This window comes from Limisphaerales bacterium (assembly GCA_014382585.1).
Lineage (GTDB): Bacteria > Verrucomicrobiota > Verrucomicrobiia > Limisphaerales > UBA1100 > JACNJL01.
Genome location: JACNJL010000035.1, coordinates 79,266 through 99,847 on the forward strand (window position 1 = coordinate 79,266; position 20,582 = coordinate 99,847).

Consider the following 20,582-nt stretch of genomic DNA (forward strand, 5'->3'; position numbering starts at 1 on the left):
GGAATTTCATTTTTAATCGCGTTATGACCCGCCGCGAAGCCATCCTCACGGGCGCTGCCGCACTCACCGGCTGCGCCACGCTCTCCCCAAATCACACCGGCCACATCGATGCCCACAGCCATATTTGGACTGACGAGGTGAATCGATTCCCCTTGGCGCCCGGCAAGACGGTGGCTGACCTTAAGCCGCGCACGTTCACGCCCGAAACTCTCATCGCTCTGGGCGACACTGAAAACGTCACGCGCCACGTCCTCATTTCCCACGGGACTTATCACGGCTACAACAACGACTACTATATTCACGCCGCCAAGAAATCCCCGGGCGTATTTGCCATTGTCGGCGCGATGGATCCCGCGCTGAACCACATCCCCACCCGCATGATTGCCAACCGCAAACTCGGCATCACCGGCTACCGCATCCTGCCCAAAAACAATACTGACTGGCTTCAAGCCGCGCCTATGCAAACTATGTGGCGCACCGGCGCAACTGAACGCATTGCAATGTGCCCGCTCATCGACCCCAAGTTCATCGCCGGCCTCGGCCCGATGTGTGAAAGGTTTCCTGACACTCCTGTTGTCATTGATCACTGCGCCCGCATCGATACGCAGCATGAAACCGAACTGACCCAACTCTGCGCCCTCGCAAAACACAAAAACGTGCACGTGAAAATTTCCGCGTTCTACGCCTTCGGTGCCAAGAAACCGCCGTACGACGAGCAAATCCCAAAAGTCAAACGCCTCTTCGAAGTCTACGGCCCGCAACGCCTCATGTGGGCCAGTGACTGCCCGTATCAGCTCGGCGGCGAAAACACCTACGCTGCCTCCATCGCGCTGGTGCGCGACAAGTTGGATTTTGTAACCGCCGAGGACAAACGATGGCTCCTGCGGCGCACGGCTGAAAAAGTATTTTTCAGTTAAGAGTGATGCCGACTGAGCCGCTCCAACTTCTCGCCCCATAACTTCTGCGCCATTTCGCGGGCGGGCACGAACGGGCACTTGGGTTTGGGATTCGAGTGCGTGGTGTCCTGATGCCGCAGGGCGTACTGCGCGCCGGTAAGAACAGTGTCGCTACCCCATTGGCCCTCGAGCTTTTGCATAGCCGCATCCAGCGCGCCCCAGCGTTCGGCTTCGGTGCTACCCCAGAGCGTGGGCTGGGTGTCGAGCGGCTTGAGATTGTTGAATCCTAAACGGATCTGGCGCACCGGCTGCGCGTGCCCAGCCATCACTTCATCAAAGAGCCCCTCGAGGACCGTGTTGATCACGGAGTTGCGAAACTGCGGGTGATCAAAGCGATGCATCGCGCCGCTCTCGGTGAAATCCGTGAAACGCACCGTCAGGCTCAATTCCCGCGCCTGCAATCCCTCGCGCCGCAGCTGACCGATCATCCGCGTGCTTTCGCTGAGCGCAAAAATCAGCGCCGCCGCGTAGTCCGGCTCGTCGTACGGCAACGTGGTGCTGCTGGAAATCGTGGTGCGATCCTTCACTTCCAGGAGCAACGGCTCGTTCCAATGCCCGTTGGCGAAGAGCCAAAGTTGCTGACCCCAAATGCCAAACTTTTGTTTTAACATCGTCGACGGCAGGCGCGCTACGTCGCCGAAGGTCAAGGCGCCCAGCGCCGCCAGCGAACGTTCGCGGCGCTTGCCCACCCCGGCCAGTTCGCTCACGGGGCGGTCGGCCAAAAATTCCTGTTCTCGATCCGGCGGCACCTCCACAAAACCCGGCTTGGCCGCACTGGTTGCCAGCTTCGCCATCCACGTGCTGCGCCCCAACCCAGCCGAGACCGGCAACCGCAGCTCTGTTTGAATGCGGTCCCGCAGGCCGTTCACATAATCCGCCGCCGTCGCCTCCGTGGTGTCGCGCCACACATGCCGGTCCATGCTCGTGAGGTCGAGGAACCCTTCATCGATCGACATCGGCACCAGCGTCGGCGTGTACGCCTCCATGATCTGGAACATCTCCTTGGACAACCGCCGATACTCGTCATATTGCGGCTTAGCCAGCACCCCGTGCGGGCACACGCGTTTGGCCTCGAAGCACGCCATGCCCGTGTGAATGCCAAACCGTTTTGCCTCGCGATTGGCCGCGATCACAATGCCGTCCCCACGTCGACCGCCCCCCACCCATACCGCGCGCCCCGACAACGAGGCATCTAGCGCCACCTCGCAACTTGCGAAAAAGGTGTCGCCATCCACATGCAAAATGCGACTGGGCAGCCTCGAAACCATCGGGGAACACGTCCACTCTCCGCGCAAAACCGCGCGCTGTCAAACGTGCCGCACAAGGTGGGACAAATGAGGTCTGAGGGAGTTCATTCATCACAGAGGCACAGAGACTTATTCGAAGCAAATCCCTGTGTTTTCTGTGCCTCTGTGGTAAAAATTATTTTTCCCGCGCCACCTCGAACTGCCGATGCTTGCGTTTGGCTTGGCTGACGGTGAAGCCCGGGCTGGCGTTGAATAGATCGGCCAACCGCCCGGCCACGGCGGGGTTCACAACCTCGCGATGGATGTGCAGTAGATATCGCACGCGCAAAGGTTTTTCCTGCCGGATCACCACCGGTTCATGCCGGCACAACGAAGCCCCCATCCAGCCGTCTTCGCGCACGTGCCAGTGCGAAGGATAGCTGGGATTCGCCTCGTGATCGAAATACGTAATCCCCTCGGTCACCGCCACGCGTTTGCCATTGCGCCGCGCCGCCACTGCACCGGTGTAATCCATCCAGGCCGCCGATTGCCCAAAGATCGCGGGTTCGCCTTCCGCCCCTTCGCTGCTGGTAATCTTGCCATCGCCCCAGTACGCCGCCACTCCCGCCGCCACGCGCACCGCGAACAATCCAAAATTGCTTTGCTCCAGTGTCACGGCCGCGGCCTTGGGCGTGAAGGTAGATTGCAATTCCAGAAACCATTCGCCCGCCGGCCCCGGCCGCACGGAAGTGACCATCTCCTGCTCAAGCACTTCGCGGCCGGCCTTGTTGATCCAGCCTGCGCGCGTGGCCATGATCGCCTCGTGATCGCCATCGGCATAGGCCAACCACTGGCGTTGACGGATTTGTGTGCCGCCGTTTTCGCTCCAGTAATCCTCGCCATCCACCTTTGCGTGCGCCCACCACACCGAGCGGTGGTGATCATGATTCTGCGCGCCCGGATGCCCCATGCGCGTAAGCGTGTCGCCCGAGGGGCCGATCAGCGGATAAAAAAACGGGCGCGGATATTTCGCATCAAAATGCCAGCGCGTCCGCTCTTCGCCATCGATTTGTAGGGAGACTTGATGATCCGGAAGCGGAACAACCTGACAGGTGGGCAATTGGAACGGCATGGCAAATTGAGACACGGATTTCCCTGATTATCACGGATTATTTTTGGGGCTTTCAGAAGTGGTGGCGGGTTGACAATCTCTGAGGTTGGCGCACCCTCGGTTCATGAACCGCCGCACATTTCTGGCTACCGGCAGTGCCGCTGTCGCCACTTCCGCGCTCGCGCTGAATCCGCCCCGCAAACTGCGCGTGGGCGTCATCGGCCACACCGGCCGCGGCGATTATGGGCACGGGTTGGATACTGTTTGGCTCAAGCTGCCGGACACCGAAATCGAGGCCGTGGCCGATGCCCACATCAACGGCTTGGCCAATGCCCGCAAACGCCTGCAGGTCCCGCAGGGCTTCGCCGATTACCGCGAGATGCTGCGCAAGGTGAAGCTCGATATCGTGGCCGTCTGCCCGCGCCACGCCGATCAACATCACGACATGGCCCTCGCCGCCATCGAAGCCGGTGTGCGCGGCATTTACATCGAGAAACCTTTTGTGCGCACTCCGGCCGAGGTCGATTCACTGACTGCCGCCTGCAACAAGCACGGTACCAAAATCGCAATCGCCCATCGCAATCGCTGGCATCCCATGCTCGCGGTGATCGACCAGTTTATTGCTGACGGACATCTCGGCAAGATTCTCGAAATCCGCGGACGCGGCAAAGGCGACCGGCGCGGCGGCGGCGAAGATCTGTGGGTGCTCGGCTCGCATGTGTTGAATCTCATCCACTACTTCGGCGGCAAACCACTCACCTGCTCGGCCCGGATGTTTCAGGATGGCCAACCCGTCGTCGGCGCGCACGTGAAAGACGGCAACGAAGGTCTGGGCCCGTTGGCCGGCAATGCACTGCACGCGCGCTACGAAATGGAGCGCGGCATGATCGCCTACTTCGATTCCCTCGCCAACGACGGCACGCAAAACCACGGCTTCGGCCTGCACCTCGTCGGCAGCAAAGGCATCCTCGCCATCCGCAACGACCGCCAACCCTTCGCCTACTGGGTGCCCGGCAATCCCCTCGGCCCTTCGCGCGAATCGCGCCCCTGGACGCCCTTCACCACCGCCGGGCCCGGCAAGGAGGAACCGAATCTTCAGGCCGTGCAGGATGTGCATTCCCACATTACCCCCGCCAAAGATTTGGTCCGCGCCGTGCACGATGATCGCCAACCCCTCTGCAATCTGGACGAAGGCGGCATGACCGTGGAAATGATCTGCGCGGTATTTGAATCCCACCGCCAAAGCGGCCGCGCCGTACCCATTCCCCTCAAGGAACGCGGCAACGCACTGGCGAAGCTGAACTAAGTTTAAACGCTGAGGCCCAGAGAAATATCCGCTTCGCGCCTAGTGCTCTTCCTCAACGAGGCAGCCGTATTTGGCGAAAATGAAGGTGAAGCCAACGAGATAGGCGAAAAAGGGCACTTTCGAAAGGAGCCCTTCGCCATTGACCATTATGAGAATGGTCACGCCCATCCCAATACCCATCGCGCTGATGACTCCAAATGCCTTAAAAAACTGCATACGCGGCGGACTGTAGTCGAATGGGCGCGCGGTTCAAGCCTTATTAATAACGCACTTGCAGGTCGGGCCGTGCGGCTTTCAGTTCTGCCACGCCGGCATCGGTTACTTTGGTGGGGTACAGAAAAATCTGCCGCAGCGACCGAATGGCCGCAAGGTGTTGGAGGCCGGCATCGGTCACTTGTGTGTCGGCGAGGCTGATGATTCGCAGATTCGTGAGCGTCCGCAAATGCATTAACCCTTCATCGGTCACGCCTGTTTTGGCAAGATACAATTCGCGCAATTGCGTGTGCTTCGCGATGTCCGCCAAGTCCGCGTTGGCAATTGCTTTGCCGGAAAGATCGAAATAAGTAATGCGCCCGCGGTTATCTTTTTTCACACCGCCCTCGCCCGCTTGAGAAGTTAACCATTCATCGCCGCCACCGCTTTTGCCCGTGCCGCCCGTGGGTGTATCACAGCCGACTAAAATAAAAGCCATTGCCATTCCAACGAAAAAGACCGAAACAAAAAACCTCATCGCGCGAAGTTAACTCGACCAAGCCGCCGGTGCAATCTTTGATAAAAAGAAGATCAAAATAGAAGAGAGGCGGGCACCAGAAGATGGCAACCCGCCCCTCATTCGAGGCATGTCACAGACCATTGTATCCTCAACGAAATACTTGTCTGACTTGTTGGCTGTACTAAGCCCTCGATAATAATAGTAAAGCAAACGCCGTGCCAACCTAGGGCCATGCAAAAACCAATGGGGAAAACAAAGAAAGGCAAATGCGCATGAAAATTCACGCGTGAAGTTTGCATGTTCGGCGCAATAATTACTCCAAGCTAAACCGGCTCACGCCCGGATTTTTCATCTCAACCGGCTGCCTCATCAGCCTTGGGTTTTTCCAATTCCCAGCGGGCAAGTTTGTTGTGGCCGACGGCGAAGATTTGGTCAGCCTTTTCGCTGAGATTGAACTCGTGGATGTGCATCGGAGCTTTCTCGGAGCGGACGATTTTCATCGCCTCGGGATCAATAAATAGAAGCCAGCCGTTGTGATCGCCGCCGGCGGCAAGGAGCCATTTTTTCTCAGGGTGATATTCCATGTGTTCGACAAGCCCCTTGAACTTGTCGCCCGCCTCGATGACCTTGAGTGACTTGCCTTTTTCCCAGTCAAAAAATTCCATCCGCGACTTGGCTCCGAGGTGATCAATATTGCCAATCTTGCCGATCCCGCCTGCGATGAGCGTCTTGCCGTCGGGCGAAAAACGTAGGCTGCGGATGCCGCCGATGGAGTGGCGGCGCTGTTTGGGATCCCAAGTATACATGCCGGGCGATTCGCAGGTCTTCAATTGCTTGCCGGTGTTCACGTCCCAAATGACAATGTGGCCAGGCTTGTCGGCGGTGGCGAGCTTGCTGCCATCCGGGCTGAAGACGGCGCAGAAAAGCATACTCGGATAATTGTGCGGGGTTTTTTCCTGATGGCCGCGCAGCTCTCGGACAAGCTTGCCGGTCTCGGCATCCCACAGACGGCAGACCATGTCATCCGCCACGCTGGCAATGAGCTTGCCGTCAGGGGACGCCTCCACGCCGCGCAGCCACCTGGCGTGAGCCTTTTGGCGCCGAATCAGTTTGTCACTCTCGCGGTCCGTCCATGCAAGATGCCGGTCCCACGCGCCGGTGACGATGTGTTTATCCGTTAATGCCGTGCCCGTCACAAAGCTGCTGTGGCCGTCGCCTTCGCACCGCTTGGATTCGGGCTTATCGCTGGCGAGATCCACCAGATACAGGCCGCCGTCGCTGCTGCCCACGTAGCATTCGCCGCTTCCGGGCACACGCGCCATGCTAAAGCAAATATCGCTTCTGCCTATGTCTTTTTGGATTTTGAAATTGGTGTCGTTGTCGTCTGCCATCGTGTTTTTTTATGCGAGTACTTCGCGGATAGGTTTGATGCCCGGGTTGACCAGCGGGATGGGGCGCGCGCCGACGTGGTATTCTTTGTGATGGTCAATGCCTGCAGCCTCTAGAATGGTGGCAAAAAATTCGCCGGCGCCAACTTCGCCTTCGGTGACCTTTTCACCTTTGGCATCCGTTTTGCCAAACACCGCTCCTCCCTTCACGCCGCTGCCATGCAGAGACGCGCTCCATGCGGAGGCAAAGTGATCGCGCCCCAGGCTGCCGTTGATGCGCGGTGTGCGGCCGAATTCGGCCATCGTCACGATGAGTACGTCGTCAAACATACCACGCTGCTTAAGATCGTCGATCAGCGCTGCGAGCACGCGGTCTAATTCGGGCACGAGTTCCTGATGGGTTTCAAAATTTTGCCCGTGGCTGTCCCACCAAGCACGGCTCACGCGCACAAAGGGCACGCCCGCCTCAACCATGCGCCGCGCCATCAGCACTTGCTCGCCAAACTGCGTGAGCCCGTACATTTCGCGGATTTTTCTCGGTTCGCCTGACACGTCAAAAAGTTTCTCACTGCTCATCAACCCGTGCACCCGGGCGTAAGCGGCGGCGTGGCTTTTCACCACCGGCAGTTCTCGCCCCTGTGCAAAGCGGTCGCTCAACAGCTGACGCAACTGCGCGCGTGCTTCGTGGTCGCCCTGCGTGATGGTGTCCAGTTTCTTGATGTTGGGCAGGGTGAGTTTTTCGCCGTCATGCAAATGAATGGCCCCATAACGCGCACCCAAAAAGCCCGGTGACACGCGCGCGGAATTTCGCCCCTCGGTGCTGGTGTAAAAATTAACGTAATCGGGAACCTGACTTTCCATTTGGCCCAGTTCGCGCGCGACCACCGCGCCGAGGTCGGGATACTTTAGGGTCGGCTCATCCTTGCGTCCGCGCATCATCATCTGCGCTCCTCCGCCATGGCCGCCGTCGCGGGTGTTGAGGGAACGCACAACACAGGAGTGCTTCATGCGCTTGGCCATTTGCGGCATTAGTTCGCTAATGCGTACGCCGGGGATGTCCGTGGCGATCTCGGCGAAGGGGCCACCGGTCACCGTGCCCGGCTTGGGATCCCACGTCTCAAGTTGGCTCGCGCCGCCCGCCAGCCACAGTAGAATGACGCGCTTGTTGCTCTGCTTCAGCGCCTTGGTCAACCCCTTCTCGCTAAGCGCATGCACTGCGCCCGTGGTGCCGACGAGTCCCGCCGCACCCATCGTACCGAGAAATGCCCGGCGGCTGACATCATGCTCCGCCGACCCGCAAAAATTATTGCCCGTTTTCATTTTAAAAACTCCCCATTTTGACGCCCGCGCCCGTGATTTCATTTAGGTCAATTTACCCGGAGACTCAGAGGACTTTCCGCTGTTCCTCCGAGGTGGAAAATCAATGATTGAACCGCATCTCCGCGCTGGTCAGCAGCGACCACACGATTTGTTTCCAAGCGCCTGTGAGGCGATCGCCACGGTCGCTGAGATAAGCTTCGACAGCCGCAATTTCCGCTTGGGTAGGTTTGCGGGAAAGGATGGTGAGCCAGGCGGTTTCAATGCGGTTGTCTCGGCCCTTGAGTTTCAAAATCATACCGACGAGCTTGCCATTTTCATTTAACAACTCGTTGCGCACACGGTCGTTGTTGCTGAAATAGAGTGCCTCGTCCACGCTGATTTGGAACAGTTCACGCGGCCTTTCAAATTTGGACGCCCATCCGTGCCCGCTTTTTTCCCATGCGGCGATGCGCTTTGCTTGTTCCTCCGGATTTTGTTTCGTGACATCGCCGGGATTCTGAACGGCGATGTTCAGTGACGCCCCGTATTGGTGGGGCGTTAACGCGCGTGGCAATGCCGCAGCAAAGTACACGGGCGCCGGCCGTTGCGAATCGCTCCAACGACTGGTGCGGGCGTACGCGTTGCTTTGAGCCAGCCCGCGAATGGTGCGGCGCAAATCATAATCGTGCTCAATCAGGTCGCGCGCCAGCCATTGAAGCAGCTCCGGATGGCTGGGCGTGTTCGCGCCATGCATTTGGTCCAACGGCATCACCAAGCCGTACCCGAACATCTGATGCCAAATGCGGTTCACAATGGCCCGCGCAAAGTAGCCGTTGTTTTCTGACTTCAGCCCTGCCTTCACCAATTGAGCCCGGCGACTGTATTTCGGCGGCGGGAGTGGTTGCTTTTCCTTTTTAAATTTCTCGTTGCGTTTCTTTTCCTCCTCTTTCGATTTTTTGTCGGGCTCCACGGATTGGGGTTCCTGGATTTCCGCGCCGGATAAAAAAATTGGCTTGGCCTGTTTGGATTCGCCTCGGGTCGTCGTGAAACTCACTTGACCGTATTCCCGTTCGCCAAAGTAATCGCCATTATCGTAGGTGCGGTTGAAAAATGATTTCATCCCAAAATAATTATCCTGTTTCCACGAGGGTACTTCCGGATGGTCATGGCAGCGCGCGCACGAAATATTCACGCCGAAAAATTTCACACTCACATCCACCGTCAACACGTCCGGATCCTTAACCCGTTCCTTGATGAACACCGCACCATCGCGCATGTTTTTATCCGTTTGATCCGCCAGAATGATCTCGCGAAATATCTGATCCCAAGTCCGACCATCCTTCAACGCCGTGGTCAGGTATTTGCCCATTTTGCTGTCCTGCTTGTCCATCAACAGCCAGTTCAGCTCCACCACCTGATGTCGCAGAAATGAATCCGATTTCATCAGCCGATCGATTAATTCGTTTCGCTTGGTTTTTGATTTCCCGGCGATGAAAGCGTTCAGTTCCGGTACGATCGGGATGCGTCCGGCCAAATCCAACGTGGCGCGTCTCGCAAATTCATAATCATCCGCTGCGGGGGCCGGTTTCACTTTGTCCGCCGCGAGCTTTGCGTCTACATAAAAATCAACCACCTCCGCGATCCCTTTCCCATGGGGCGCAATTGTTTTAAGGTCGATCCTGTCCCACCACGCTTGTTCCACTTTCACTGCACCTTCGGGGAAGACCGCACCGTGGGTAATCCAACGCTCGAAATCCTGAATCACTGCGGCCGGCAATTTCTCTTTCGGCGGCATTTCAAGGTCTGGAATCTTATGTCGAATTGCCTTGATCAATAAACTCTCGTTCGGTTTTCCCTCGGTGATGGATGGCCCTTCCTCGCCACCTTTAAATATACCCTCACGCGAATCGAGCTTGAGGTTTCCCTTCAATTTCTGCGCGCGTTCGGAATGGCATTTGAAACATTTCTCCGCAAGGATCGGGCGGATTTTTTCCTCAAAGAAGGTGATGTCTGCCGCGTTTGGTTTTTCCGCAGCAGAAAGTTGCAGAGTCAGCCCCACTAATAAAACCAGCGTGTATCGCATCACAAAAATTTCCCAACCGGCAACCGCCAATAAATCGACGGAGGCCCCTTGCAAATATTCAGGCCAATTAGCCGTCCGCACGTTTACACATTTGCAAATCCGCGAGTCATTTTTACCGATTATTCCACCACCCGCACCGGTTCGCCCAGCACTTCCATCCGCGGCTGCACGCCGAGGCCCGGCTTAGTGCTGGCGGCGAGGCGGCCGCCTTTGCGTTGTGGCGCGCCTTCAGCGAGGCTGGTGGTGACGTAGCTGTTGAAGTCCGTGGAACTGAACAGCAACTCCGGCGGCGTACTGTGCGCCAGCGCGGCGATGGCGGCGGTGACGATGTCGCCGCCCCAGCTGTCCTCCACCGTCATCGCGATGCCGAGGTCCACGCACAGGTCCCGCGCCTGCTTGAGTTTCGTGAGGCCGCCGAGTTTACTGATTTTCAGGTTCACCCCATCCATCGCACCCTCGGCATGGCCGCGTAACAGCGGTGCGAGGCTGTCGATGTTTTCATCCATTATAAACGGCAAATCCGTGCGGCGGCGGATGGCGAGGTTTTCCTCGTACTTGGCGCAGGGTTGCTCAATGTACACATCCACGTCGCGCACGGCTCGCACCACGCGCGCGGCTTCGTGCATCAGCCAACCGGTGTTGGCATCGGCCACCAATTTGTCTGAAGGCTCCAGCACGGCGCGGGCTTCGTGGATGCGCTGGATATCTTCATCGGGATCGCCGCCCACTTTGAGTTGAAACCGGCGATACCCTTCCTCGCGGTAGCTGGCAATGCTGCGCGCCATTGCTTCGGGCGATTCCTGTGAGATGGCTCGGTACAAAACAAAGTCATCGCCAAATCGGCCTCCGAGCAATTCGCAAACGCTTTGCCCACTCGCTTGCCCGAACAAATCCCAACACGCCATATCCAGCGCGCTCTTCACGTAAGGATGGCCTTGCAACGCTTTGTCCATCAGCCGATTGATGGGGCCAAGCCGCGTGGGGTCTTCGCCGATCATATGGGGCCCCAACTCGCCGATGCCTGTGCGCACGCCTTCCGCATACGCCGGCAAATAAAACGGGCCCAGCGGGCACACTTCGCCATAGCCGGTGAGGCCGGCATCGGTTTCGAGGGCCACCACGCTGCTGTCAAACACCGTGACGGATTTGCCGCCGGACCATTTGTAACTCCCCTCGTGCAGCGGGAGATCGACTTGATAAACTTGGATGCGCGTAATTTTCATTTAAACCGTTTACGAATGAGCAAAACGAGATAACCCCAAAAAGCCAATTGGCCAATCTGTTTTTCCAATCGTGGCGAGGTCAGCCAGCACTGTGCCCATCACGCTGGCGAATTTGAAACCGTGCCCGCTGAAGCCGCACGCGAGCGTGACGCGTTCGTGCGCCGGATACCGATCCACAATGAAATGCCCATCGGGCGTGTTTGTGTAAAGGCACGTACGCTGTTCGATCAAGGGCCCATCACCGGCAGGTAAATGGCGGGCGAACACGGCGCGCACTTCTTCCGCATCGGCGGGCAATGGCTCACGCTGCGCCGCCGCCGCTGTGGTAACCGCACCCGGGCAATGCAGCGCTGCTTTCAACCCCGGCCCTCCACTGCCATCGGGCGTGTGCGGGAAGCCGTAGTAGAATCCCGGCCCCGCGTGATCAATAGCCCACACGGGGAAGCGATCGGCGGTGAAGGAGACGAGGTCGGGCGGTTGCGTCCAGCCGAGCACTTGACGCGTAACGGTGAGCGGCAAATCGCGCAGCACCTCCGGCGTCCACGCGCCCGCGGTGAAAATCAAATGGCCCGCCGCGTACTCACCTTGGGCCGTCCGCACGGTGACGCCTTGCGCGGCGGCAGCCCAATCGAGCACGGGCTCGTGGCCACATAGTTTCGCGCCGTGGCGTTGGGCCGCTTTGACCATCGCCAACACGGCAGCTTCCGAAAGCACGTAACCCGCTTGCGACTCGTGAAGTCCCACAAAATTTTCCGGCAAACAAAATTGCGGCCATTCGCGATGCAATTCGGCGCCGGTGAAGCGCGTGTGTGGTAGCTCGTGCATTTGCGCGGAGGCCAGCGCGCCGGAAAATAATTCGCCCGTTTCCGGGCCCATATATAATGCGCCGGTGAGATGCAAAAATTGTTGGCCGCATTCTTCGCCAAGTTTTTCCCAGCGCCTGTACGCACCGCGCAGCAACGGCACGTAATCGGGATGCTCGGAATACGAAAGCCGAATCGCGCGAGTGCGACCGGCAAAGGAGGCAATCGGATTGGGCAGCGCGCCGGCCCCGAGCCCGAGCACCCGCACGCCGCGCGCGGCCAATTCACTGCACGTGGCGGCGCCCATTGATCCCACGCCCACCACGATCACGTCATACGCCATGCTCGCAGCTTAGCGCGGAGGAAGGTACGCCGTGAACATTTTTCTCCAAAAGCCCGGAATAGGAATGGACTTTTTGAGGATTCTGTTTATTATAAAGTCTCCTTTAGAGAAGGGGGCGCGCGATGACGATTCACCGATGGACCATTCTGTTCGGCTTGCTGCTGGTGGCGATCGGCGTGGGGGGCTATTACTTCTCCGGCGCAGAGCAACCCATGGCGCTGATTCCGGCAGTACTGGGGGTGGCAATGTTTGTGTGCGGCGTGGTGGCGGCGCGGGGGGCGATGCGAATGCTGGCGATGCATGTGGCGACAATGATTGGAGTGATCGGATTTTTAGGCCCGTTGGTTACCATTGTCAAAGATGCCGAAAACACAGCAACAATGTTGTCCAAGGGATTCACTTCCGCGCTGTGTTTGATGTTTGTGATGATGTGCATCAACTCCTTCCTCGAAGCACGCCGCGCGCGCAAAGCCGACAAAAACACGGAAGAAGATGATGAGGATTTAATCGGAGATGAAGAAATGAACACAGATATTCAGGATGAACAGGATTCATTACCCTGACTATCCGTGTTCAAACTGGTTTCAAAAAGCCCGTTTTTGAATACCTGCACGACCTGAAAACCGATCCGGATCAGTTGAAAAACCTCGCGGGCGACCCCCAGTTTGCCAAGCAACTCGCCGCCGCCCGCAAGCGTTGCGACGAACTGCGCGACAGTTACGGCGGAAAATTCAACCGGCAGCGCATCCTCGACCACCGGAACAATCGCGGCAAAAAGAAATAATCCGCGCTACTGTTTCTTCGGAGGATAAATCTTGTGCGGCTCGTGGCAGGTCTTGCAGTTGACCGCATCTTTTAAGGCGGCCAAATCCGCACCCCTGGCGGCTTTGAGCAACGTGCCGGTGCGCTTTTCGAAATCCTCCTGCTTGCCCTTGCGCACCTGATATTTGGCGAGGTTTTCCACGTAATCCACAAACTTCGCCTTTTGCTCGGCGGTCGCTGTGCCGTCCAGAATCAAATCCTTCAAATTGTCGTCGGCCTTAAAACCCTGTTGCATGATCTCCTTGATAGTGTATTCGCCTGCCGGCCCGGGCGGCGGCACCTTGTTGGCCCCACCCCTCCCCGTTGGCGCCGTGGCATTGCCATCGCCTTTATCCGCAGGCTTGGTGGTGTTCCCATCCCCACCGCCGGGCGGGGGATCCACCTGCTCGCCATCAATGGTGTCCGTCGTTTCTTGACTGCACGCGCCAAAGATCAACGCGCCCGCCAACACAGGTAAAGTGAATGAGTTAAAAAGAATCTTTTTCATAATGTGCACGGCGAAAACTTGACCACCCCAACGCCACGCGTCAACTCATGATTATTCCCGATATGAAATACAGTTGGCCTTGTCCCATCCATGGCGTACGCTGCCGCCCCGATGCCGGCCGCCTTTCCCGATATCCAGTTTAACGGCCAATTACGGCCGTCGCAGGCCGAAGTGGTAGAAATCGCCCGGCAACAATTGGCGGACGGCGAACGCCAACTCCACATCGTCGCCCCTCCGGGATCAGGCAAGACGGTGACGGGGCTTTATCTTTGGGCTGAGGTGATCAAGCAACCGGCGCTGGTGCTTTGCCCGAATTCCGCCATCCAAAGCCAGTGGGCGGCGCGAACAGATTTATTTTCAGCCGACGGCAAACCGTTACCCAAGCATTGGATCAGCACGGAGACGGAACAACCCGGGCTATTGACTTCGCTTACGTATCAGTCCGTCACCCTCCCCTCGCGCGATGATAACACGCTGGATACGATGGCGGTTTTCAGCTGGGTGGATCAGCTCATTGAGAAAGGGGAGGCCAAAGATCCGGCCGAGGCGCAGGTTTGGATCGAGAGCCTTCAAACGAAGAATCCCCATTATTATCACGATCGACTGAGTTTCTTTCGGAAAAAAGTTCGGGACGAGGTTTCGCTGGGAGGCGACACGATGAAATTACTGCACGCCTCCGCACTCGCCACGCTAAAGCGGTTGCGCGACAACGGGCTGGGGCTGGTGATTCTCGATGAGTGCCACCACCTCATGAGCCATTGGGGCCGGGTGATGGCCGCTACTAACGAATTTCTTGGCGACCCCATTGTGCTGGGACTGACCGCCACGCCGCCCGAACAGGCCGAGAGGGACACGGCCGATGCCAAACGGTACCGCGCCTATTTTGGTCCGGTGGATTACGAGGTGCCCGTCCCTGCGGTGGTCAAGGATGGTTTCCTCGCGCCGTACCAAGACCTGGCTTATTTCGTGCGCCCCCTGGGCGATGAGTTGGAGTACATCACGCAAACTTCGGAGACGTTCGACCAGTTGGTGGAAGACTTGTGCAACCCTCCTTTGGATGACAACGGGCAACCCGTGCGTGAGAGCATGATAGATTATACGAGCCGAGTATTGGCCGAGCGCGACCTCATTATCATGAAGGCGAACTCGTGGAATGATTTCGAAGCCCGCGCCTCGTCATTTGCCACGGCGGGGAGACTCCTGCTGGATGACCGCGGCGTTCCCCTGCCTGATGGAGTCCCGGATTTGAAGCTCGATCTCCTGGATAAAATTTATTGGGCCGATCCGCTGTCCCGGTTACTTCCCGTTCTCACATGGTACATCCGGCATGGCTTGCGGCGGTCGGACAACCGGGCGAACCAGATACTGGCCAAGCAAGCAATCCATCGCCTGCGCCTGTTGGGCACTCAGATTACCGAGACCGGCACCCAACAGTGCGCCTCGCCGGTATCGCGCATCCTCGCTTATTCACGCGCCAAGGCCCGCGCACTGATCCCCATTCTTCAGCGCGAACAATCCGTGCTAGGTGACGCCGTGCGCGCGGTGGTGATTTGTGATTACGAAAAAACCTCCGCCGTGAGCGCCGAATTAACCGATGTGCTCGATGACGAAGCAGGCGGCGCCATTGCCGCCTTCCGGGAACTCTTAACCGACGAGGCCACCGACGCGCTCGACCCGGTGCTCATCACCGGCTCCACCGTGCTGGTGGATGATGATCTGCGGCCGAAGCTGGAGAGTGCCGCCCGGCAGTGGCTAACGGCCAACAAATTCTCCGTGGACTTCGTATGGCACGAGACCGAAGGCTTTCACATCCTGACCGGCAAGGGTAGCGACTGGTGCCCGCGTGTGTACGTGGAGTTGATCACCGAGCTATTTCAACAAGGCATCACGCGCTGCCTCGTCGGCACCCGCGGGTTACTCGGCGAAGGCTGGGACGCCAACAAGATCAACGTGCTCATCGACCTCACTTGCGTAACCACGTCGATGACCATCAACCAATTACGCGGGCGATCGTTCCGGCTGGACCCGAACGCACCCGAAAAGCTGGCCAACAACTGGGACGTGGTTTGCATTGCGCCGGAATTCAAAAAGGGCCTCGACGATTACCATCGGTTTCGAAAAAAACACAAACATCTCTTCGGAGTGACCGACGACGGCTGCATCGAGAAAGGCGTGGGCCATGTGCACGCGGCGTTCACGGAAATCAAACCGGAGGGCGTGGAAGAAAACATGGTGGAGCTCAACCGCGACATGCTCGAGCGCGTGGACCAACGACCGCACTTCCGCAGTCTGTGGAAAATCGGCGAGCCGTATCATCCCGAGCCCATCCTGGCGGTGGAAAAAAAATACGGAGGCGGCTTGGGGTTCAAGGCACTGTCACCCCTCAGCCAGGAATGGACCGAGGGCACGCTCACCCAAGCCATTGGCCGGGCGGTGATTGGCGGGCTGGCCGAGGCCGAGCTGCTGGAAAACATCAGTTGGGCCGAAGCCGAGCGCAGCATTCACGCTGCTGAACGAACGGGCGGTTACGTACGCATTTTTCTGGAGAACGCAGACGAGGCCACTAGCCGCCTGTTCGCCCAAGCCATGGCCGATGTGTTCGGGCCCGTGAAAGACGCACGCTATGTCATCCAGCGCCAAGCTGATTTTGAATACTCCGAGAGTCGCTTCAAAGGCACTTGGCTCCTGGAGAAAACGCCCGAATTCATTTCCCGATTCATCGAGAAACGCTCCCAGGTCACCAAACGCCGCCGCACCGTGTTGAAGGTGCACGCGGTGCCCAAAATCCTCGCGCGCAATAAGGATCGCGCGTTGATTTTTCAGAAAAACTGGAACCTCCACGTCAGCCCCGGCAACGTGTGGTTCCACACTCACGACGGAACCAAAAGCATGCTTCAGGAGGCCAGCGAAAAAGACTGGCTGCCGGATTCAACCGTGCACCAGAAAGAAGTGTTTATGTAACTACGCCAACTGCCCGGCCAGTTGCTGGTGGGCGGTGTGCCACTCGTTCATCGCGGCGCGCAGCTCTTCGACGGCGGCTTCCATTTGGGCGCGCAGTTCGGCGAGTTGTTCCTTGGTGAGGTCGATTTTTTTCTGGGCGGCTTTGCCGTAATCGCCTTTGGCCAATTCCCATGCTTCGGCGGCGGCGTGCAGTTTGGCGCCGGCTTCGGCAAAGAGGGCCTGGGCTTTTTCACAAACGGGCCGGGAGTGGGCGGAAAGTTTCTGCTCCAGCATTTTGTTTTTCTGGCTGATTTCCGCGAGCATAATTTTTTCATTCGGCACACGCCGTAAATTGGATGCCATGCCGATTTTGGTGAGCAGCCATGCGGTCCATTTGGTGGGATCGAATTGCCACGGCTTCACTCCGTTGCGATAGTCGTGCTGAAATTCGTGATGGAAATTATGGTAGCCCTCGCCAAAGGTGAAGATGGCGGTGACCCAGGAATCCTTGGCCGAGTGGCTGGAGGAATAGGGTTGTTTACCAAGGTAATGGCAGAGGCTATTAATGAAAAATGTGCCGTGATGCATCGCCACCAAACGCGCGCAACCGCCAATAAGAAATCCGCCCAGCGCACCGATGGGGCCGTCGACCAGAAAACCTACGAGCGTCGGCACACCAAAACCAATGAGCACACCGAGGTGGATCCACCAGCGATGCTGCCACATCACCCATGGATCATTGGCCAAATCTTTCACGTTATCCATGGGCGGATCGGTCTTGGGCTTGAACATGATCCAGCCGATGTGCGCGTGCCAAAATCCTTTTTTGATGTTGTACGGATCTTCCTCGTGATCGACGTGTTTGTGATGGCGCCGATGATCCGCACACCAGCGCAGGGCTGAATCCTGCATCGCCGTGGCCCCGCCCAGCAGCGCCGCCATCTTGACGGGCCAGCGGACTTTAAATGAAAGATGCGCCAACAGCCGGTGATACCCAAAGGTGATGCCCATACCGGAAAAAATATAGAAGCCCACAAAGAGGCCGCCGTGCACCCACCAGTTAAGCTGCGCGCCGTATTGCCAAATGAAAACCGGCAGCACGAGCACCGTGATTGCCAGTGTCCCCATCAGCGCAATGAGATTTCCCCAGTGCACATTGTTCCGAACGAATTTACGGGTCTTTTCCATCGATGTTGCTTGGTTCCCTGCCAAAAGGCGCGTGGACGGTGAACAAATGGCCGAATAATGTAAACAAAAACATGCTCCCAATTCCGCCTCAACCACCCTAACCTCGCCGCAGATTCTAATGAACACTATTGTTTTCCAGCTGTTTTTACTGCTTATTTTGGCCTCACCCGCAATTCACGCCGCCGCGCCTAACGTCCTGCTGATCGCTGTTGACGACCTAAATGCTGATTTAGGCTGTTACGGACACCCACTGGTAAAGTCGCCCAATGTCGATCAACTCGCCCAACGCGGTCTGCGGTTTGATCGCGCGTACTGCCAGTATCCGGTATGCAACCCGAGCCGATCGTCCTTTATGACCGGGCTGTATCCGGAGCAAACCGGCGTGCTTTCCAATGCCGGTCATTTCCGGAATAAACAGCCGGACATCGCCTCGCTCTCGCAGCACTTCATCAACCACGGCTATTTTGCCGCGCGGATCGGGAAAATTTATCACTACGGCGTCCCCACCCAAATCGGCACCGATGGCGAGGACGACAAGGCTTCCTGGAACAAGGTTATCAATCCCATCGGCATCGACCGCACGCGGCAGGATGAAGTGATCACCCTGCGCGCCGGCTCGTACGGCGGCACGATGAGCTGGCTCTTGCTCGACAGCAAAGACGAGGAACATACCGATGGACAGGCCGCGCTCGCCGCCGTGAAGTTGATGGAGGAACATCATCCGAACAAAACCGGCAAACCCTTCTTCCTTGCCGTCGGCTTTTATCGCCCGCACACGCCGTACGTCGCGCCGCTGCATCATGCGCGGCATTATCCGCTGGATAAAATCAAGCCCGTCCTCGAACTGCCCGGCGACCGCGACGACATCCCGCCCGCCGCCCTGCCCGATCGGCCAAACCAACGCGAGCTCACACTTGAGCAACGCAAGGAGATTATCCGCGCCTATTACGCCTCAACAACATTGATGGACGCCTGCCTCGGCCGCGTGCTGGATGGGTTGAAAAAACTCAAGCTCGACGACGACACCATCGTCGTGTTTCTCAGCGACCACGGCTACCATCTCGGCCAACACGGCCTCTGGCAAAAGAGCGATCTCTTTGAAGGCAGCGCGCGCGTGCCGTTCATCATTTCGGTGCCCGGCATGAAAACCGCCGGCCAGTCCACCAGCTCACTCACCGAACTCACCGATCTTTACCCCACCCTCGCCGATCTCTGTAATCTGCCGTTGCCCAAACATCTCAAAGGCCACAGCCTCGCGCCTCTGCTTGCCAACCCCAAGGCTACCGTCCGACAGGCCGCCTACAGCACCACCCGCATCCGCCCGCGCCTGCCCGGCTTCACCGGCAAGGTCAAACCCCTCGGCCGCTCCATTCGCACCGACCGCTATCGTTATACCGAATGGGCCGATGGCAAATACGGTGTGGAGCTGTATGATTACCAAACCGACCCCAAAGAAATCACCAACCTCGCCCAGTCCGCAGCGCATACCGACAAAGTGAAGCAACTCAAAACCATTTTCGACCAAACCCGAAAACACACCCGTTAAATGAAACCTCTGATTACACTCACTCTACTGATCATTCTTGCCCCGGCGCTCCCCGCCGCTGAGGTAAAAGGAAACTGGAAACGCCATGTCGTTTGGGAAGGCCAACATAACAATGTTGCCGTCGCCGCTGATTTCACCGGCGATGGCAAATTGGATGTCATTTCCAATAGCCGCGGTGTCACGCGCCTGTTCGTCGCGCCGGACTGGCGTATCCATATTTTGGCCGACCACAAGGACCACACATTTATCCACGGCGAAACCATGGATGTGGATGGCGACGGCGATGCGGATTTCATCGGCGCCCGGTACAAGCCCGGCCTCATTGTGTGGTTTGAGCAGCCGAATAAAAACCCCACCGGCGGACCATGGAAGGCGCGGATTGCCGAGGATGAAATCATCGGCATCCACGGCGTGCTCAAGGCGGATGTCAACGGAGACGGCAAACTCGATCTGCTCGCCAACAGCGGCCAGCCCACGGGCAAGTTCCCCAACTCCGCCGTGTGGCTGGACATCCCAAAGAATCCCAAGACCGCGCAGCGCTGGAAACGGAATGTCTTCGCCAAGGAAGACGCGCCCGGCCTGAGCCATTACCTCGGTGCCGGCGATCTCAATGGCGACGGGCGGCTCGATATCACGCTCGCCGCGAAGGGCGGCGCGCAGGATAAATCCGGCAAGGGCGAATGGTTCGCGTGGTGGGAAGCGGGCGAGGACCCTACCAAGCCGTTTAAGAAACATCGCCTGCCCGGCAAACACGCCGGAGCCACCAACATCATGCCCGCCGACGTGAACGGCGATGGCAAGCTGGACATCATCGCCAGCCGCGGCCACGGCGTGGGGTTGTTGTGGTACGAAAATCCCCGCTGGAATTTTCACAACATCAATACAGACCTCGCCTCGCCGCATTGCCTGCAGGTGGGCGATATCGACGGCGACGGCGACATGGATGCGATCACCTGCGCTTATCTCAGCCGCAAAGCCGCGTGGTTTGAGAATGATGGCAAAGGCAAGTTCACCACCCACATCATCCACAACGACCAAGCGGCCTACGACATCCGCCTTGTGGACATGGACGGCGACGGCGATCTCGACGCGCTCATCGCCGGCCAACAAAGTAAAAACGTGGTGTGGTACGAAAACCCCCTAAAGTAG

The 20,582-nt window shown here is 57.9% G+C and carries 18 protein-coding genes; 7 read left to right on the forward strand and 11 right to left on the reverse strand.

Annotation, left to right across the window (positions count from 1 at the left end):
* Positions 1–23 precede the first annotated feature (23 nt).
* Positions 24–917, forward strand: a complete 894-nt coding sequence (locus H8E27_06430; GenBank protein ID MBC8325245.1) for an amidohydrolase — start codon at positions 24–26, stop codon at positions 915–917.
* On the opposite strand, the gene H8E27_06435 is transcribed toward H8E27_06430, so the two are convergent.
* Complete coding sequence (locus H8E27_06435) at positions 914–2,224, reverse strand: DNA polymerase IV (GenBank protein MBC8325246.1); 1,311 nt, start codon at positions 2,222–2,224, stop codon at positions 914–916. The genes H8E27_06430 and H8E27_06435 overlap by 4 nt on opposite strands.
* Before the next feature lie 154 nt (positions 2,225–2,378).
* Positions 2,379–3,314, reverse strand: a complete 936-nt coding sequence (locus tag H8E27_06440) for a PmoA family protein (GenBank protein MBC8325247.1) — start codon at positions 3,312–3,314, stop codon at positions 2,379–2,381.
* A gap of 103 nt (positions 3,315–3,417) precedes the next feature.
* Between H8E27_06440 and H8E27_06445 the strand changes: the two genes are divergently transcribed.
* On the forward strand, positions 3,418–4,599 hold the full coding sequence (locus H8E27_06445) for a Gfo/Idh/MocA family oxidoreductase (GenBank protein ID MBC8325248.1): 1,182 nt from the start codon (positions 3,418–3,420) through the stop codon (positions 4,597–4,599).
* A 39-nt stretch (positions 4,600–4,638) separates the two neighbouring features.
* Here H8E27_06445 and H8E27_06450 read toward each other — a convergent pair whose 3' ends face one another.
* From H8E27_06450 to solA, 7 genes are all read right to left on the reverse strand, one after another.
* Positions 4,639–4,815: a hypothetical protein gene (locus tag H8E27_06450; protein MBC8325249.1), complete on the reverse strand. Its 177-nt coding sequence runs from the start codon at positions 4,813–4,815 to the stop codon at positions 4,639–4,641.
* Between the two features lie 43 nt (positions 4,816–4,858).
* Positions 4,859–5,290, reverse strand: a complete 432-nt coding sequence (locus H8E27_06455; GenBank protein MBC8325250.1) for a hypothetical protein — start codon at positions 5,288–5,290, stop codon at positions 4,859–4,861.
* Between the two features lie 374 nt (positions 5,291–5,664).
* Positions 5,665–6,702, reverse strand: a complete 1,038-nt coding sequence (locus tag H8E27_06460; GenBank protein MBC8325251.1) for a hypothetical protein — start codon at positions 6,700–6,702, stop codon at positions 5,665–5,667.
* A 9-nt stretch (positions 6,703–6,711) separates the two neighbouring features.
* A complete protein-coding gene (locus tag H8E27_06465) occupies positions 6,712–8,019 on the reverse strand; it encodes a DUF1501 domain-containing protein (GenBank protein ID MBC8325252.1) in 1,308 nt (435 codons plus the stop codon).
* A gap of 100 nt (positions 8,020–8,119) precedes the next feature.
* On the reverse strand, positions 8,120–10,081 hold the full coding sequence (locus H8E27_06470) for a DUF1553 domain-containing protein (GenBank protein ID MBC8325253.1): 1,962 nt from the start codon (positions 10,079–10,081) through the stop codon (positions 8,120–8,122).
* A 119-nt stretch (positions 10,082–10,200) separates the two neighbouring features.
* A complete protein-coding gene (locus tag H8E27_06475) occupies positions 10,201–11,304 on the reverse strand; it encodes a mandelate racemase/muconate lactonizing enzyme family protein (GenBank protein ID MBC8325254.1) in 1,104 nt (367 codons plus the stop codon).
* A 9-nt stretch (positions 11,305–11,313) separates the two neighbouring features.
* Positions 11,314–12,450 carry an N-methyl-L-tryptophan oxidase gene (gene solA / locus H8E27_06480; GenBank protein ID MBC8325255.1) on the reverse strand — a complete coding sequence of 379 codons (1,137 nt, stop codon included), beginning with the start codon at positions 12,448–12,450 and terminating at the stop codon, positions 11,314–11,316.
* A gap of 155 nt (positions 12,451–12,605) precedes the next feature.
* Here solA and H8E27_06485 point away from each other — a divergent pair, with 155 nt between their 5' ends.
* A complete protein-coding gene (locus tag H8E27_06485) occupies positions 12,606–13,013 on the forward strand; it encodes a hypothetical protein (protein MBC8325256.1) in 408 nt (135 codons plus the stop codon).
* A 74-nt stretch (positions 13,014–13,087) separates the two neighbouring features.
* Positions 13,088–13,234: a hypothetical protein gene (locus tag H8E27_06490; GenBank protein MBC8325257.1), complete on the forward strand. Its 147-nt coding sequence runs from the start codon at positions 13,088–13,090 to the stop codon at positions 13,232–13,234.
* A gap of 6 nt (positions 13,235–13,240) precedes the next feature.
* Here the strand turns inward: H8E27_06490 and H8E27_06495 are convergent, their stop codons facing one another.
* Positions 13,241–13,759 (reverse strand): hypothetical protein, encoded by a 519-nt coding sequence (locus H8E27_06495; protein ID MBC8325258.1) that lies wholly within the window; start codon positions 13,757–13,759, stop codon positions 13,241–13,243.
* A gap of 111 nt (positions 13,760–13,870) precedes the next feature.
* Here H8E27_06495 and H8E27_06500 point away from each other — a divergent pair, with 111 nt between their 5' ends.
* Positions 13,871–16,720 carry a DEAD/DEAH box helicase family protein gene (locus H8E27_06500; GenBank protein MBC8325259.1) on the forward strand — a complete coding sequence of 950 codons (2,850 nt, stop codon included), beginning with the start codon at positions 13,871–13,873 and terminating at the stop codon, positions 16,718–16,720.
* Here the strand turns inward: H8E27_06500 and H8E27_06505 are convergent, their stop codons facing one another.
* Positions 16,721–17,887: a fatty acid desaturase gene (locus H8E27_06505; protein MBC8325260.1), complete on the reverse strand. Its 1,167-nt coding sequence runs from the start codon at positions 17,885–17,887 to the stop codon at positions 16,721–16,723.
* Positions 17,888–18,005: 118 nt separating this feature from the next.
* Between H8E27_06505 and H8E27_06510 the strand changes: the two genes are divergently transcribed.
* Together H8E27_06510 and H8E27_06515 are read left to right on the forward strand one after the other, a co-directional pair.
* Positions 18,006–19,433 carry a sulfatase gene (locus H8E27_06510; GenBank protein ID MBC8325261.1) on the forward strand — a complete coding sequence of 476 codons (1,428 nt, stop codon included), beginning with the start codon at positions 18,006–18,008 and terminating at the stop codon, positions 19,431–19,433.
* On the forward strand, positions 19,434–20,582 hold the full coding sequence (locus H8E27_06515) for a VCBS repeat-containing protein (GenBank protein ID MBC8325262.1): 1,149 nt from the start codon (positions 19,434–19,436) through the stop codon (positions 20,580–20,582).

Bases quoted from the DNA above. Each gene is read 5' to 3' on its own strand.
- H8E27_06430 (MBC8325245.1), top strand. From the start codon at position 24: ATGACCCGCCGCGAAGCCATCCTCACGGGCGCTGCCGCACTCACCGGC.
- H8E27_06435 (MBC8325246.1), bottom strand. From the start codon at position 2,224: ATGGTTTCGAGGCTGCCCAGTCGCATTTTGCATGTGGATGGCGACACC.
- H8E27_06440 (MBC8325247.1), bottom strand. From the start codon at position 3,314: ATGCCGTTCCAATTGCCCACCTGTCAGGTTGTTCCGCTTCCGGATCAT.
- H8E27_06445 (MBC8325248.1), top strand. From the start codon at position 3,418: ATGAACCGCCGCACATTTCTGGCTACCGGCAGTGCCGCTGTCGCCACT.
- H8E27_06450 (MBC8325249.1), bottom strand. From the start codon at position 4,815: ATGCAGTTTTTTAAGGCATTTGGAGTCATCAGCGCGATGGGTATTGGG.
- H8E27_06455 (MBC8325250.1), bottom strand. From the start codon at position 5,290: ATGGCTTTTATTTTAGTCGGCTGTGATACACCCACGGGCGGCACGGGC.
- H8E27_06460 (MBC8325251.1), bottom strand. From the start codon at position 6,702: ATGGCAGACGACAACGACACCAATTTCAAAATCCAAAAAGACATAGGC.
- H8E27_06465 (MBC8325252.1), bottom strand. From the start codon at position 8,019: ATGAAAACGGGCAATAATTTTTGCGGGTCGGCGGAGCATGATGTCAGC.
- H8E27_06470 (MBC8325253.1), bottom strand. From the start codon at position 10,081: ATGCGATACACGCTGGTTTTATTAGTGGGGCTGACTCTGCAACTTTCT.
- H8E27_06475 (MBC8325254.1), bottom strand. From the start codon at position 11,304: ATGAAAATTACGCGCATCCAAGTTTATCAAGTCGATCTCCCGCTGCAC.
- solA (MBC8325255.1), bottom strand. From the start codon at position 12,450: ATGGCGTATGACGTGATCGTGGTGGGCGTGGGATCAATGGGCGCCGCC.
- H8E27_06495 (MBC8325258.1), bottom strand. From the start codon at position 13,759: ATGAAAAAGATTCTTTTTAACTCATTCACTTTACCTGTGTTGGCGGGC.
- H8E27_06500 (MBC8325259.1), top strand. From the start codon at position 13,871: ATGCCGGCCGCCTTTCCCGATATCCAGTTTAACGGCCAATTACGGCCG.
- H8E27_06505 (MBC8325260.1), bottom strand. From the start codon at position 17,887: ATGGAAAAGACCCGTAAATTCGTTCGGAACAATGTGCACTGGGGAAAT.
- H8E27_06510 (MBC8325261.1), top strand. From the start codon at position 18,006: ATGAACACTATTGTTTTCCAGCTGTTTTTACTGCTTATTTTGGCCTCA.
- H8E27_06515 (MBC8325262.1), top strand. From the start codon at position 19,434: ATGAAACCTCTGATTACACTCACTCTACTGATCATTCTTGCCCCGGCG.